Origin of the sequence: Pseudidiomarina fusca (genome assembly GCF_032227045.1) — a bacterium.
In the GTDB taxonomy this organism is placed as follows: domain Bacteria; phylum Pseudomonadota; class Gammaproteobacteria; order Enterobacterales; family Alteromonadaceae; genus Pseudidiomarina; species Pseudidiomarina fusca.
This window is the reverse complement of sequence record NZ_JANFPJ010000013.1, coordinates 32,685-47,849: the sequence shown is the minus strand read 5'-3', so window position 1 is coordinate 47,849 and position 15,165 is coordinate 32,685. Positions and strand designations below refer to the sequence as shown.

The following is a 15,165-nucleotide window of genomic DNA, read 5'->3' as shown; positions in this document are numbered from 1 at the left end:
TTTAATCCAGCATCTCTTGCACTAAGGCTTGTAATTGGTCGTATTCCACAAAGCCAGGAATCACTGCGCTGCCCACCACAATGGTTGGGGTGCCGCGATAGCCAAAATCGCTAAAAGCTTTGTAGTTTTCCATCAAGTTACGACGAGCAACTTGGGGATTATTGAGTTGTCCGCGTGTTCCTGTTAAGCGGGCCACATGCTCTATCGATTGAGCTGTGTGTAAGCCGTTTTTAGCGTAAAGCAGCTTGGCTACTTCAGGGTATTGCTCAGGTTGATGCTGCCACACATTCATGGCGAACTCAGACGGGTTAACGTTACTACCCTCTGTTTGTTGCTGGCGTAACGGCACCACAATATTAATCACCTTAACCCCATCAAACTCTTCCACTAAACGCTGTAAATGAGGCTCGATGCGTTTGCAATAAGGGCAATCGTAATCGGTATAAACCAGCACGGTCAGTTTGGGATCGGCTGCGCCATACCAAGGTTGCACCTTGTCGTTATCGTATAACCAGCTTTCATATTTAGCTTGAGCATTACGGCTGGCTTCTTTGCCCTCAATGTAACGCTCAACACTATTTAGCACGTCACCAATCACTTCGGGATGCTGCTTTAACAAACCGATCAACTGTTCAAGTTGTTGTGCTTGTTGATTGGCCTGCTGTGCTTGTGCAGTAGCGCCCAAGGTAGCTAAGCCGAGGGCCATCAGGGTGCCGAAAAACAAAGATTTGAACGTCATACTACTCTCCAATTAACCAGAAAAACTTGCCCACCAGCGCCGCCACCATAAGCCAGTTGGCGTGGTGATACCAGTGGTATAAGAAACAATTTCGCCTTCATGAACGATGGCGACAGTAGGGGTAGCCGTTATTTGCCACTGCTGCCCCACTTGTCCCAGTGGATCGTTCACCGTAATGAGTTGGTAATTTTGTTGCTCCAAATAATGCGCAACCTTGGCATCAGACCCCGAACGTAACGCTACCGTGACCACCGGATAATCGGCTGCCATCCAATTCACCGTTGGCGTTACGTACGTACACACCGGACACCAAGTGGCCCAAAAATACACAATGACAGGTTCACTGTAACTGCGTTCCAACCAATCTTCTGTCGTTCCTTGTAGATCGGTATAGGTCATCAGCGGCACCGCTTGCGGATCGAGATTACGGCCTCGCCACGCATCTACAGCCGTACTAATCAGCATAAACATCACCACCATGGCGGCAATATTTTTGAGCAGCTTGAGCCATTTGCTGGATTGCTTTGGCTGCGACATTATTCTCTCCCCGCGGCTTGGTCGATTGCGGCACTAACAGCCTCGGCCGTTAGAATCACAGGTAGATCGATGCCCGCAGGGGCATTTGGACCATAAACCCGATTAAAGGGCACCCCATAACGCTGATATTTGCGTAAATACTGAGTGACTTGGTCATTGGCTTGGCTCCAGTCACCTTGCATGGTCACCACCTGTGGGTCTTGCAACAATTGATATACGGGCTGCTGTAATAGCACCCCTATTTTGTTGGCCTTGCAGGTAATACACCAATCAGCGGTAATATCGACAAACACCACTTGACCTTGGGCCACGGCCCGGCTGATCTCCGCTTCATTTAAGCCTACCCAAACGTGATCGGGGCGCGGGCCACTAGCCCATTTAGCGCTGGTAAGACTAGCGGTGACGGCTACCGCAGCTACCACTAACAAGCTACTGGCCACGGCAATCAACAGTCCTTGTTTGCCGTAAGTTCTAATCACCAGTAGCGCGGCTACTACTAACCAACTTAACGCTAAGAGCCAGACCATCGCAGCAGTTAAATGATTATTGAGTAAAGTGAATAGCCACAGGGTGGTGGCCGCCAACATCAGACTAAAAATCACTTTTGTGATCTGCATCCAACGGCCCGGTTTAGGTAGCAACTTAGCCAAAGATGGTAGCGCTGCAACCAATAACCAAGGCGATGCCATGCCAAGTCCTAAACCAGTGAAAATAAACCAGAGTTGTAGATTAGAGGCGGCCATGGCAAAACTTACTGCGGTTCCTAAAAAGGGGGCCGAACAAGGCGTTGCTAATAAGGTCGCGAACATGCCTTGGACAACATGCCCTAGGTACGAATTATCACCACGTTGGGCAGCCCAAGTTTGCCAGCTACTAGGTAATCGAAATTCAAATAGGCCAGCCAAGTTGAACGTAAATAAACCAGTGACTAGCACCATAAAGCCAATGAACCACGGGCTTTGGAATTGAATACCCCAGCCTAGCGCGCTACCACTCGTTTTTAGGCCCCAGATAAACAGTGCCAACAACCAAAAAGACAGCACAATACCTAATGCCGATGCTAAGAACTGACGCCGAATAAGCCCTCTCTCTCGCGGTATCAACAACACGCTTTGCAACTTCATCCCCAGCACAGGTAGGACACATGGCATGATATTTAAAATAAGCCCGCCAAGCAGCGCAAAAGCAAACATCAAACCAAGACTACTAGATACCGCTGGTGCATGAGTGACTTGCGCCACGGCCTGCGCCGTTGTGGATAGTTCAGCCGCTAGCGCCTCATCTAACACAGTAATTTGAATGGGATAACTAGCCACCTCGGCAGCACCTAACCAATGGCTAATGTTGAAGGTAGCCAGTAACCGCTGACCATCGATATCCAAGCGTGGTGGTGCCACCGTCATATCTGCCAATTCCGTGGCCAAGCTATCAACCAAGACATCCGGCTGTTGCCAGCCCTGTGGGTGGGTAAGCTCAAGTTGCAACTGCTGTTGACTGGCTGACCATTCTGCCCGCTCCAAGACCACCGCGGGATGGTCTAGCCGAGGCACTTGGCTTAGTGCCTTCTGCAATTCAAACACCCGCTGCTCAGATGCGGCCAGTTGGGCCGGATTGAAGCTGATATCAACGGGGAAATCCGTTAACACGCAGATGTTAGTGCAGCTAGACATGGTCACCACACCTTGTAGTCGCGCTGGCTGCTGCCAGTTTTCTATCGTCAACGTTAGCGGAAAGGCAACCGTGCCCTGATAGCCTACCGTTTCAATCCCTTGCACTTGATAACGTTGTGGAGCAGGCCACTGCCACTGCACCCTACTGATATTACTCTTGGTTTGCCACTCTGCGGTAGGGGGAATGCCGCCCTCTCCGGGCGCCCGCCAATAGGTCTTCCAAGGGCTCTCTAAGCGAACCTTTAGCAAGGCTTGCAACTGTTGCTGATCGGCTTGCGCGGTCACTAAATCTAACTTGATTTGAACGTGCGGATGCTCTGAGCTGGTTATCCAGTCAGTAGAATCCTGTGCCCATGCAGAACTCATCAACATGAACAATAAAATAAAGGGGATTATGTGTTTCATCTATACATCTCAACTAACCTATGACTGAGTACCTACTTGAACCGATTCGAACAGAACAGTCGTACCCCTCGCTTGCTGCATCAAGCAGCTACAGACAACTCAGTGAGGTTATTCTCGAAACACACAAAAGTGCAGATGTGGCCGATATCGCCACCGCGGCGGTGGCACTGTCAAAGTTACCGCGGTGGTGCCTAGCCGGCTGGAGAAAAGCAGAGCAACGACTAATAATAGGCCGACACTCAGTTGGTCAAATAATTGCTGTAATGCCTGCTGCAATAGTTGCTCACTGGCACTACAATCACTCTCGCTAGCTAGGGCACTAGCGGCGTCGCTGGTGGCGCTAGTTGCCACCAGGCTAGCCTGCGGTAGCGCCTGCTGTTGTAATGGACAGCCTTGAATCCAACTACTTTGTTTCGCCAAACACAGACACAACACCAGCATGACGGCCCATAGGCAGCCACGTGCGCGTTGTTGTTCAGTCCAGTTAAGCATCAGGTTATCTCTTTAATTTAGCTGTTGCCGATACTAGCAAGTTTTCAACGCGCGGCCAAGTTTTAGCCAGCGCCAAAGTGGCTTAGAACGTTTAAGCCAAGAGTTGACTTAGCGCAGTAGCAATACCTAGCACCACGAACAAGGTCGCCGCAATATAACGAGCTGCATTCAGAGGTAGTTTTTGCATCAACCGTTGTCCGAGTAGCACGATCGGAACATTGGCAAGCATCATCCCTAAGGTTGTTCCTAATGTAACCCACAATACACTGGTGTATTGAGCTCCCAGGATAACCGTAGCTACTTGGGTCTTGTCACCTATTTCAGCAATAAAAAACAGCACTGTGGTGGCGATAAAAGCGCCGTATTTACGCACGTTTTCGTGTTCGTCATCATCTGCTTTATCGGGTATCAGTACCCACAGGCCAACGGCTATAAAAGAACCTGCGACCACATAGGTGGCGAGTGTTGCTGGGATGACATCCACTAACCATGAACCCAGCCAAGCGGACGCTAAATGATTGAGCAGAGTCGCCACTAATATCCCCATGATAATCGCTGTTTTGTGGCGGTAACGCGCCGCCAAGAACAGGCTTAGTAATTGCGTTTTATCACCTATTTCGGCTAAAGCGACGGTCACGGTTGAAGTTATAAATGCATCCACTTAGGTGCTCCTGCTGGTTTGGACGCGCATTTTAACAGTATCGGGCAAACCCCACAAACCCTACCAACTACCCCCTCTTAGGCATATTGGAGGTACTCCATCGGCACAAGGTTACTTTTCAGGCGTTGGGCGTATACTGCAGTTATTCGTTAGGGATGTTGATCTAAATCAGGAAATCATTATGGCTAATCTGACTTCTCACATACATTGTCAAAATTGCAGCATGGCAGCGCTATGTTTACCGTACCAATTAGATCAAGAGGGTATGAATCGGCTAGACACTATTATTCAGCGTCATAAGCCTCTGCATAAACGTGACGTGTTAGTTAATGCCGGTGCGCCGCTCAAATATTTATATGCCGTGCGTAGCGGTTCACTAAAGTCTTACACCATCGACGATAATGGCGTAGAGCAAATCATTGATTTCCATTTGCCTGGCGACCTCGTCGGTTTTGATGCTTTAGCTGAAGGTCAACACCGCAGTTACTCACAAGCGCTAGAAACCACCATGTTGTGCGAAGTGCCTATTGTGTCACTGGATGAGCTAGTGATTGAGATGCCATCCCTGCGCAAACAAATGATGCGTTTAATGAGTAGCGAGATATTCTCCAGCAAACAACTACTCGGCACGTTGAACAACCGCTCAGCCCATCAACGTTTAGCGCACTTCTTAGTCACCTTGTCCGATCGCTTTAAAGCGCGCGGATTATCTAGCACTTCGTTTCGCTTAACCATGACTCGCGCTGATATCGGTAACTACTTAGGCCTCTCGGTAGAAACCATTAGCCGTATTTTATCGGCACTGCAAGGCGAAGGTGTGATTGATGTGCAGAACAAGCTAGTTAACATCATCGAGCCAGCCCGCTTGCGCGAGCTAGCTCACTAACTGACGCAGCACTTATTGGCAACCACCACAGCAGTGACCATTACCATGGCCACTGCTGGCTGGTTTATCTGCTTGCTTAAAAAGAATGCTATTTTCAATATCGATGTGCAGCTGCAAGTCTTTCACTAACTCATTTAACCCCTCATAAAGCATGATCCAGCTTCCACATGCGCCGCGTGGAGCTTGGTTTTGATGGGTCAACTCTAATAATTCGGCTAACATTTGCTCGTGCTGGTCGTGCTCTTCTTCCATCACCGCGATAGGTCCGCTTGGATAGATCCCACCAGCTAACATCGGAAACAAAATTTGCTCTTCTTTCATCATGTGGCTTTCTAGCTCTTGGTACATGCTTTGCAGCAATTCTGCCAAGCCTGCTGGACAGGCTTCATGATCATTATGTACGTCTTCTATTTTGCGCGCTAAGTTAATTAACTCCGGCAGCTGTGCGCGATGCTTATCGTGAAAATTCTCAACAATATAATCAATTAAATGCTTGCTAGGCATGGCTTGAAACACGGCTAAAGCTTCTGCATGAATGGTAGATGGTGTTGACATAATAACTCCTAATTTTGAGATAAAAGCGGCCAAAATGGACCAGCAATACCTGTTGATATTGCAAAATAGATGCCAAAACTACCTACTTTGATTTATATCGAGTTTTTCCCTGCAATGGTAAATTAAACCCATATTTATTTGGGTCAAAAAGGACTTTAAGGGTTAAATCTACCATGCAAGATGTCACCTTACTTGAAACTCTGATCGCCGATTTAGTGACCGAACAGCCTGCCGTAGTACGGCTAGAGAAAGTCGTCAAAACACTACGCCAACACTTTCATTGTGGTGCCGTGGTGCTGCTTAAATTAGAGCAGCAAATGCTTAAGCCCATTGCTAGTATCGGTTTAGCACGGGAGGCCTTAGGGCGCCGTTTTATTGTGCATCAGCATCCGCGCCTAGCCACCATTATGGCGAGTCGCGAAGCGGTTCGATTTGAGCCAGATAGCCACCTCGCAGACCCCTATGACGGGCTTATAGAAGATAGCCCCGATGGCCATTTGGCAGTACACGATTGTATGGGGATCTCATTACATGTTGAAGGCAAATGCTGGGGGGTTCTGACCCTAGATGCCCTCACCCCAGGAACCTTTGATACGGCTGCCATGCATGCACTGCAACGAGCAAGCTTGCTGGTTGAAGCGGCGATTCGCATGGGGCAAATTGAGCAAAGCGTCAGAGCCCTACGTAATCAACGGCGCGATCAAGAATACTCGCTTAGTGGCGAGGCTTCCGCTAGTTACGAAATCATCGGGCGTAGTGCTCCATTGCTCAATGTGATGCAAGAATTGAGTGTTGTGGCCGGCTCAGATCTTCCGGTATTACTGCTGGGTGAAACCGGCGTGGGTAAAGAGTTATTTGCACGACAGTTACATCGCCAGTCACAACGAGCGCAGCAGCCCTTAGTGTATGTGAATTGTGCAGCGTTACCTGAGGCTCTGGCCGAGAGTGAGCTCTTCGGCCATACCAAAGGGGCCTTCTCTGGGGCAACCAGCGAGCGGGCCGGTCGGTTTGATAGCGCTGATGGCGGCACCATCTTCTTAGATGAAGTAGGTGAGCTGCCACCAGCAATTCAGGCCAAGTTACTACGAGTATTGCAGAATGGCGAGATTCAACGCTTAGGAAGCGATCGTAGCCATACCGTCAATGTCCGAGTTGTGGCGGCAACTAATCGCGACTTGAAGCAGCAAATAAAATCTGGTGATTTTCGTGCTGATCTCTACCATCGCTTATCCGTGTACCCGTTACCTATTCCACCGCTGCGTGAGCGTAGCGATGATATTCCTGTGTTAGCCGGTCACTTCTTAGAGCTTAACCGAGCTCGCCTTGGGGTACGAGCGTTACGCCTCACCCAAGCGGCAGAGCATGCCTTATTGGCTTATGATTGGCCTGGCAACGTGCGCGAACTTGAGCATACCATCAGCCGGGCGGCGATTAAGGCGCTTAGCATAGGTGCGGCACGAGAAGATATTGTTAGTATCGATATTGGTTTGCTGGATTTACCTGGTGCAGCCACCGCCAGCGTGCAAGTCACGGATATATTGCAGAGCAACCAGCGCAAGGCGTTTCCCACCATGAACTTGAAAGATACCCTCAATGCGGTGCAGCGTCAGCTTATTGAGCAGGCTTTAGAGCAAGCGGACTACAAATGGACCCAAGCGGCCCGTATACTAGAGATAGATGCAAGCAACTTACACAAATTGGCGCAGCGGCTGGGCTTAAAATAGCAGCTGCCCACTACCAAGCCATGCAAGGAGCTCTATGACGGTTGTGCTGCGGATTTTATTGTGGCGGACGCTAGCTATTATTACGCTAGCGCTGGGTATCATTGGTTTATTGTTGCCCATCATGCCAACGGTACCTTTTCTGCTGGTGGCCGCATGGGCCGGCGGCAAGGGCTGGCCGGTATTAGAAGCCAAGCTATTGGCGCATCCAACCTATGGCCCGCAAATCATTGCCTGGCGCCGCTACGGTGTCATTAAGCGTAGGCCCAAAGTGATTGCATCGGTGATGATGTCCGGGAGCGCAATCATGTTGGCATTTAGCCCAGCACCTTTATGGTTAAAAGGCTTAGTTATTGGCATTATGGCCACCGTTGCAGTATGGATGTGGCTGCGCCCAGAGCAACAGCCACCTGATTCAGGCTCCGATTCTTAACCTGGACGTCCATCTGGACGTGGCGTGGTAAGAATAGGAAAGTACACCAGTACATAAATGCCATAGGCCAACACCCAAGCAAACGCACTTAGGGCATACCAATACACGGATAACTCTGGCCATAAGCCTTGCACAAATACGCGAACCACCGCAGCTACTATCACTAACATAAAGGCTGCGCTAATGATGGGTTTGGGTTGTAGGGCACGACCACTATGGCCCAGAGAGACCCGTGCAATCATCGCTAAAATCATATTACCCATAGCGCCAGCAGTTAATGCATGTAACGCCAAGCTGTTGGTGATAGGAAAGCCCGCATAGCGCAGCGCATATAGCGCTAAGCCAATTGGAATAAACCAGTAAGCTACATGTAGCGACCACAGTAACGGTACTTTCCAGGTGATCCAGATACGCCAGCGGGCGCAGCGAATAGCTAAAGCTAAAGCACTTGTCGCGAAGAGTAGAGCCATCACCAAGGCCGGTACCATGGCGCTGAAATTGGTAATATTCAGCACAAAAATCAACCACAAACTACCTAACCCGATGCGGTCTAACCAGACGATGGGTTCGGCTTTTGGTGTCATAGTTCCGTTGGCGGTGAACATAGGGAGTACCCGACCCCCTACGATGGCCATCAGTAAAGTGACCAACCACACCGCATTTTGGCTACCTAATTGTTGAATTTCGTATTGTCCGGTCTGCAGCCCAAAGTGCATGAGCGCATTGCACAAGGTTAACAAGAAAAGCACGGGCACGAAGAATAGGTTTCGCTGCTGCTTCACCGCAATTAAGGGCACAGCCAATAAAATCGCCGCTAACGGTAAAAATAATAGATCAACCGCAGCTACCAGCCACCAAGGTAGCCAAGCCCCAACTAAAAGCCCTAACCGACCCAACACCCATACCGCAGTGAGGATGCCAAGGGCCCGTCCGTGGGTAGCGCGTAAGCCAGTCCAATTCTGTACGGCGGTCAGCAAAAAGCCCACGATGATGGCCGCCACAAAACCAAAGATCATTTCATGACTGTGCCAGAATAAGGTTTGCCCATACACGGGCAGCTCGATGACCTGAGCTAATACCAGCAGCCACAAGGTGATGGCCAAGGCACTAAAGCTCGCCCCCAATAAAAACATCGGCCGAAAAGCTTGCCGCAATAACGGCCACATTTTTTGCTCAATTTGTAAGTCAGTAATTTGAATCATGCTGTCTTCCTATATGGTTGCTAGCAACCCTAATTATGCTGTTTGCACTAACCCTGCTAATGCCATCCAATAGCCGTTACTATCGTTCGGCTCGAGGGCTTGGGGCTGTTCGCCATGCTGGTTCTGCCGAAATTTTTCTAACCAAGAAAAGGTGCCTTCTAACTGCGGACTTAAACGCACTATGTCAACTAAGCCTTGCATGCTAGGTAACTGATTTACCAAGTTATAACGAGTTCCGGATTGCGTTTGAATACCATTTAGAACAAATACTTGCTGGCCTTCTTGGCTATCGACACGACGCCCCTCTGGGTATTTAATGCAACAGAGTTCGCATTGGTCTTTGGCACGGTTTTCTGAGCGCGCCGTAAAACAGCGACCGGACCAAGCCAAAGGCATGTGCCCAAAGCTAAACACTTCAACTTCTAAGCAATCGCGCACATCTTTTACCATCGGCTGTTGCAGTAATTTCTGCAACCAGTCACGAGATAATTCAACCGGCATCACCCAACGGCTCATCCCCATCGTCATTAATTGCCGCAGCGTGTGTTGGTTGTAACAGTTGATAGCGGCTCCTGCGACAAAGGGTAGTTGGTTATCTTGCAGTAGTCGAATGGCGCCCACGTCGTTGGCTTCCACTAAAAACTCACCATTATCACAATACTTGCGTAGCTCTCGTAGCTCGGATGGTGCTTCTAACAGGGTCATGGTAGACAGCACCACCTGTTTGCCCGCCTCGCGTAATTCATGAGCGACTTGCAGCCAATCAGTAAACTTCAGTTCACGCCTTTTACTACAGACCGTCTCGCCTAAATAAACAATATCAACGGCAGATTCTGCGGCTTGCCGATAGAAGTTTTTTACCACTTGCTGCGGCCAATAGTATTGAATTGCTCCTAGAGAAAATTTCATGATTACTTCCATTTCCGGTGGTAGGCACCCAAAGTGGTTTGGCTGCCTTCAGATAAACCTGCGAGAGTCGTATTCCAGTCGGGCTGCACGGCAAAATTAGCAGGATCTGCTAGCACTTTGTCTATAGCCTGACGCCACACCCGCGTTAACTGGGCGACATAGGCTGGGCTGCGTTGCCGACCTTCAATTTTTAAACTCACAATGCCCTCTTTATGTAGCTCCGGTAACAGGCTTAACGTATTCAAGCTGGTTGGTTCTTCTAAGGCGTGATAGGTGTCTTCACCGACGGTGAAACGTCCTTTACACAACGTGGGATAGCCAGCAGTTTCATTGGGGGCAAAGGTATCAATCAGAATATTGTTTAGCCGTGACTCTAACGAGCCATCTTCGTGTTCATCCCAGCGTACGTATTTTGCCGGTGAACAAGCTCCTGCGGTGTTCGGTGATTCGCCTGTCATGTACGAGCTTAAATAACAGCGCCCTTCGGCCATAATGCACAGGCTACCAAAGGCAAAAACTTCGAGGTCAACATCGGTGGTGCGCGCTAGGGTACGTACTTGGTTCATCGAGAGCACGCGCGGCAGCACCACGCGCTTCACATGAAACTGTTGATAAAACTCTATTGCGGCCGCATTGGTGGCTGAGGCTTGTACCGAAAGGTGTAATTCAACCTGGGGATAGCGCTCCGCTGCGTAAGCTAGCACCGCAATATCCGCCAAAATGAGCACATCAGCGCCGCACTTAACCGCCATATCAACCGCTTTCCGCCAGTTTTCCCAGCTATCTGCATGCGCAAAGGTATTAATGGCAACATGCAACTTCTTGCCATGGCTATGCGCAAACCGAACGGCTTCAGTTAAACCTGCTTGGTCAAGATTTAAACCAGCAAAATGACGTGCGTTAGTTTCATCTTTTAAACCTACATATACCGCATCTGCACCATTTTCAATGGCTGCTTTCAAGGCTGGCATACTGCCGGCGGGGCAGAGTAATTCCATAATTATTGATCCCGTCCATAAACATGCATTGGTAATGAGTATTATAATCGGGTTAAATTTTTCTGGGCTGATTAATCGAGGTAATAAATGGTTATCCCTAAAGTAGTAGATCTGGCCTATCAGTGGGGCCCACACCTTTCTAAATCCTTATTGCAAGTAGCCCCGCGTGGGGTAACTCAACGCCTATTCGCGCAAGCTCTTAACCATGTTCTCAACGATGAACTGGTGGCCGATAAATTTGCTTTCTTGCGCCAGCGATGGGTTCTTATTGAGGTGCCAGACTTAGCCTTAAAGTTCAGCGTATCCCTCGCCAACCAAGGCCTACGACCACGCCTACAAGTAACTTTTGACGGCCCGCAAGCAGACGTTACCATGCGCGGCAATAGTGAGTATTTATTGCTGATGCTAAGTGGCAAAGTAGACCCGGATACCTTGTTCTTCCGACGCAAATTATTGATCAAAGGTGACACTGAATTAGGGCTTGAAGTGAAGAACTTATTGGACACCATTGAGTTGAATCAACGCCTGCCCAAGCCTATTTTTAGGTTTAATCAGGCCTTAGCCGAGCGTATTTTGCAGCAGCAAGCTTATACCCCTTCAGGCGTATCAAAATTCTGATCTGCATCAAGTATTATGAGCGACAGAATTTAACCAAGGTGTCACCAAGGGGTAACGCATGAACGCATCAGTAGCAAATATCACCTGGAGCCAAGAGCTCATTGATAAATACAACATTAACGGTCCGCGTTATACCTCGTATCCGACCGCCTTGGCGCTGCATGATAAGTTTCCGATCGGTACTTTAGAGCGCACCCTGGCTGATGCGCCAGAAAAGTTAAGCCTCTATATTCATTTACCTTTCTGTCACAAGCTTTGTTACTACTGCGGCTGCAATAAGGTGATTACTCGGCATCAGCACAAAGCCGATATCTATCTTGATTACTTAGCCGAAGAAATGGCGATGTACGCCAAGCTGTTAGGGGCTCGTAAGTTTGAGTCTGTGCATATGGGCGGTGGTACCCCAACCTTTTTAACCGAGCAACAATTGTCACGCTTAGATGATTTGCTACATCAACACTTCAGTTTCACTGACGATGCTGAGTGGAGTATCGAAATCGACCCACGCAGCTGTAGTGATGAAAAATTACGGCATTTACGAGCGCTCGGTTTTAATCGTGTAAGCTATGGGGTGCAAGACTTTGACGAAAAAGTACAGATTGCGATTAACCGTGTCCAAGATACCGATCTCATCCGACATCAAGTAGAGCTGTCCAAAGAATTGGGCTTTAAGTCGATCAACCTAGACCTAATCTACGGTTTACCTTACCAGCGTCCAGAAACCTTTAAAGCCTCAATTGATCAAGTGATTGCCTTGGCTCCCGACCGGGTATCGTTATTTAGCTACGCTCATTTGCCGGCACGTTTTGCTGGTCAAGCAAAAATCCCAACTGAGAGCTTACCTAAGCCATCGATTAAGTTAGAACTGTTGCAGCTTGGGATTACTCGTTTTAACGCTGCCGGTTATCAGTTTATTGGTATGGACCACTTTGCAAAAACATCTGATGAACTTGCTATTGCTCAGCAACAAGGGCGCTTACAGCGTAACTTCCAAGGCTACACCACCAGCGGCCAGGATGCTTTGTTGGGGATTGGAGCTTCTTCCATTAGCCAAATTGATGGGGTGCTTTGGCAAAACAGCAAAGAACTACCTGACTATTACAAGCACCTGAAGGCACAACGCCTACCGGTTATTAAAGGATTTGAACTGAACGCAGATGACCGCTTGCGCGCCGCACTTATTTCGCAAGTTATCTGCCACTTTGAATTGGATATTGCTGCGTTTGCACAGGCTTGGCAGTTGACTGATTTTTGGACTTACTTTGCCAATGCTAAACAGAAATTAGCCCCCTTTATTGAGGATGGGCTGGTGACCATTGATGACTCGCAATTACGTGTTACTGAATTGGGTCGCTTATGGGTACGGAGTATTTGTGCCTGCTTTGACGCCTACTTAGACGATGCAGCTACGGCTCCACGCTACTCTAAAGTCGTTTAACTAAGAAGAGGCTCTCGATAGGTGCTGCCATAGTCTAGCTATGGCAGCATCATTTGTGCTGGCCTGACCATCCCAAGCTAGCCAGCTTGGGATGTTGCCGCCTCTACCGCCCGCTGCGGCTGGCGATGATAATGGCGGGCGGCATGTTCTTGCCGACGCCCAGCACTAAATGCCGACACTCGTTTTAAATAGCCAATCACCCGCGTACCATAATCAATATCGTCAGAGCCGCAACTTGAGCAGTTATGCAGGGTGCGCTTATCAATATGTTCACAGTCATTACAAATGGTAATCTTCACATTGATACAGAAATAATTGCAGCCAGTTTTAGCAGCAATATTTAACAGTGATAAATAGCCATCCTCGTTAAGTTTTTCATCTAGGTTAAGATGTAGAGCCGAGCCACCATCTAAAAACTCTATTAATTCATGACCATGTAAGGTGAACTTATCAATTGCATTGGTTTGTTCATCCTCTACCACGTAAAAGTAGGAGTTGTAGCAATCACGCGGCACAACATAGCCATCGGCGCGGTCCCACTTCGCATTTTTGACACCAAGGTTTTCTGCCGGCACAAACTCGGTATTAAACATATAGCCATATTCTTGTTTGGCTTTTTTATTAGCATCGTAAATAACCTTTAAGTGGCGCTGCACAAATTCAATGTACTCAGGATTATTACTGGCCGTTAAACCTTGCGATTCCGCCGCCTCTACCATGCCATTGATACCAATAGTTAAGAACTGCTTATCCAGGGTAATAAAACCAGCATCGTAAACCGTGAGTAAACCGGCTGCTTGGTAATCTTCCATGAGCAGCCGATAGGCCACTTGGTATTTTTGAATTTTCTCAATTTCCTCACCCAAGTCGCGTCCATCTTGCACTAACCGATTCATATTAATGGTGATCACATTAATGGATCCGGTCGCGACGCCACCAGCACCAAGGGTGTAAGAAAAGGTATTATCACTAATTTCAGAGCGTAAACGACAGCAAGAAGCTAACGAATCGGCATTGGGTGACAGATACACGAAGAATGAGTTACCGACAGATAATTCATGGGCAATATGCTGAGCAAATTGCTGATCTTTGCACTGACCATTTTCGGTCAGCATAGCCACGGTAACGACCGGGAAAGTGAGTATGGTTTTCTTCCGTTCTTCATTAAACCAATGTAAGAAAAAGTCCTGAAGCTGGCTCACCGATTGCCATGATGATTTGCTGAAATCGGCGGGAAAGACAAAGTCACCAAACATACTTTCAAAATAATGCTGGTCATAGACTGAGATATTCCAGAAGACACTTTGATAACCGCGCGCTGCCGCGGGCTGATTGAGGGCATACACGACGTGCTGTAAGTGGTTTTCAATCTGATGGCGATGTGTTTCTAGGTAGTTATCACCGTAATCTTTACGAGCAAAATAATCAAAGTAAGCCAAAAATTCGACGGTGGCGACGGCCCCGGCAAACTGTGAGCTCACCGCAAAGACGAAGTTCACGAAAGTGCCACAAAAGCTTTCTAGGTGTTTTGGTGCTTTTGATTCGCCGCCCAACTTAGTGAGCCCATCACGTAAAAACGGATACATGGTAACCGACACACAGTAAGGCTTTAAGCTAGTTTCATCATGCACATAAATCTCATGATCTTCTATTTGACGAATATACTCCTGCGCCAACGGCGGGCCAAACAACTCTGCAATTTTATTGCTGACTTGCTTGCGGTTCACTTGAACAAAAAAATCCTTCATGATTTCTGACTCTAGCGTCGCAATATTCTTTTGCGTCACGTTCGCATTAGCATCCATTTTTGAGCCATCAGCGGCATTTTCGGCATGGAGATATTGCTGAATAAAGTCAACTTTGGCGTCTACTTGATCGGGGTATAAGCGCAACATAGGTAT

The 15,165-nt window shown here is 48.4% G+C and carries 15 protein-coding genes; 5 read left to right on the top strand and 10 right to left on the bottom strand.

The annotated features are described in order from the left end of the window. Position 1 precedes the first annotated feature (1 nt). The 5 genes from NOG12_RS08020 to NOG12_RS08000 form a co-directional block, all read right to left on the bottom strand. Complete coding sequence (locus NOG12_RS08020; protein ID WP_313932923.1) at positions 2-739, bottom strand: thioredoxin domain-containing protein; 738 nt, start codon at positions 737-739, stop codon at positions 2-4. 12 nt (positions 740-751) lie between these two features. After that, positions 752-1,276 carry a protein disulfide oxidoreductase gene (locus tag NOG12_RS08015; protein WP_153826285.1) on the bottom strand — a complete coding sequence of 175 codons (525 nt, stop codon included), beginning with the start codon at positions 1,274-1,276 and terminating at the stop codon, positions 752-754. Then, positions 1,276-3,351 carry a protein-disulfide reductase DsbD family protein gene (locus tag NOG12_RS08010; RefSeq protein ID WP_153826286.1) on the bottom strand — a complete coding sequence of 692 codons (2,076 nt, stop codon included), beginning with the start codon at positions 3,349-3,351 and terminating at the stop codon, positions 1,276-1,278. The genes NOG12_RS08015 and NOG12_RS08010 overlap by 1 nt, the downstream gene beginning before the upstream one ends. Before the next feature lie 108 nt (positions 3,352-3,459). After that, entirely contained in the window at positions 3,460-3,843 is a 384-nt protein-coding gene (locus NOG12_RS08005) for a hypothetical protein (RefSeq protein WP_153826287.1), read from the bottom strand. 91 nt (positions 3,844-3,934) lie between these two features. Beyond that, positions 3,935-4,504 (bottom strand): TMEM165/GDT1 family protein, encoded by a 570-nt coding sequence (locus tag NOG12_RS08000; RefSeq protein ID WP_162014560.1) that lies wholly within the window; start codon positions 4,502-4,504, stop codon positions 3,935-3,937. 181 nt (positions 4,505-4,685) lie between these two features. On the opposite strand from NOG12_RS08000, the gene fnr reads away from it, so the two are divergent. Next, on the top strand, positions 4,686-5,390 hold the full coding sequence (fnr, locus tag NOG12_RS07995; protein ID WP_153826288.1) for a fumarate/nitrate reduction transcriptional regulator Fnr: 705 nt from the start codon (positions 4,686-4,688) through the stop codon (positions 5,388-5,390). A 12-nt stretch (positions 5,391-5,402) separates the two neighbouring features. Here fnr and NOG12_RS07990 read toward each other — a convergent pair whose 3' ends face one another. Beyond that, complete coding sequence (locus tag NOG12_RS07990; protein WP_110076450.1) at positions 5,403-5,945, bottom strand: hemerythrin domain-containing protein; 543 nt, start codon at positions 5,943-5,945, stop codon at positions 5,403-5,405. Positions 5,946-6,118: 173 nt separating this feature from the next. On the opposite strand from NOG12_RS07990, the gene norR reads away from it, so the two are divergent. Together norR and NOG12_RS07980 are read left to right on the top strand one after the other, a co-directional pair. Next, the gene (norR, locus tag NOG12_RS07985; RefSeq protein WP_153826289.1) at positions 6,119-7,669 is read left to right on the top strand and encodes a nitric oxide reductase transcriptional regulator NorR; all 1,551 of its coding nucleotides are present in this window, start codon (positions 6,119-6,121) and stop codon (positions 7,667-7,669) included. 34 nt (positions 7,670-7,703) lie between these two features. Further along, on the top strand, positions 7,704-8,099 hold the full coding sequence (locus NOG12_RS07980; protein WP_110076452.1) for a YbaN family protein: 396 nt from the start codon (positions 7,704-7,706) through the stop codon (positions 8,097-8,099). Here the strand turns inward: NOG12_RS07980 and NOG12_RS07975 are convergent. Genes NOG12_RS07975 through ubiU form a run of 3 tightly spaced genes read right to left on the bottom strand, consistent with a single transcriptional unit; the run spans position 8,096 to position 11,208 of the window. After that, positions 8,096-9,301 carry an NnrS family protein gene (locus NOG12_RS07975; protein ID WP_153826290.1) on the bottom strand — a complete coding sequence of 402 codons (1,206 nt, stop codon included), beginning with the start codon at positions 9,299-9,301 and terminating at the stop codon, positions 8,096-8,098. The genes NOG12_RS07980 and NOG12_RS07975 overlap by 4 nt on opposite strands. Before the next feature lie 33 nt (positions 9,302-9,334). Further along, the gene (locus NOG12_RS07970; RefSeq protein ID WP_313932922.1) at positions 9,335-10,210 is read right to left on the bottom strand and encodes a U32 family peptidase; all 876 of its coding nucleotides are present in this window, start codon (positions 10,208-10,210) and stop codon (positions 9,335-9,337) included. A 2-nt stretch (positions 10,211-10,212) separates the two neighbouring features. After that, complete coding sequence (gene ubiU / locus NOG12_RS07965; protein WP_110076454.1) at positions 10,213-11,208, bottom strand: ubiquinone anaerobic biosynthesis protein UbiU; 996 nt, start codon at positions 11,206-11,208, stop codon at positions 10,213-10,215. 87 nt (positions 11,209-11,295) lie between these two features. Here ubiU and ubiT point away from each other — a divergent pair, with 87 nt between their 5' ends. Then, on the top strand, positions 11,296-11,826 hold the full coding sequence (ubiT, locus tag NOG12_RS07960) for a ubiquinone anaerobic biosynthesis accessory factor UbiT (RefSeq protein ID WP_313932921.1): 531 nt from the start codon (positions 11,296-11,298) through the stop codon (positions 11,824-11,826). 58 nt (positions 11,827-11,884) lie between these two features. Beyond that, positions 11,885-13,264 carry an oxygen-independent coproporphyrinogen III oxidase gene (gene hemN, locus NOG12_RS07955; RefSeq protein WP_110076456.1) on the top strand — a complete coding sequence of 460 codons (1,380 nt, stop codon included), beginning with the start codon at positions 11,885-11,887 and terminating at the stop codon, positions 13,262-13,264. Positions 13,265-13,341: 77 nt separating this feature from the next. Here hemN and nrdD read toward each other — a convergent pair whose 3' ends face one another. Further along, complete coding sequence (nrdD, locus tag NOG12_RS07950) at positions 13,342-15,159, bottom strand: anaerobic ribonucleoside-triphosphate reductase (protein WP_313932920.1); 1,818 nt, start codon at positions 15,157-15,159, stop codon at positions 13,342-13,344. Positions 15,160-15,165: the final 6 nt, after the last annotated feature.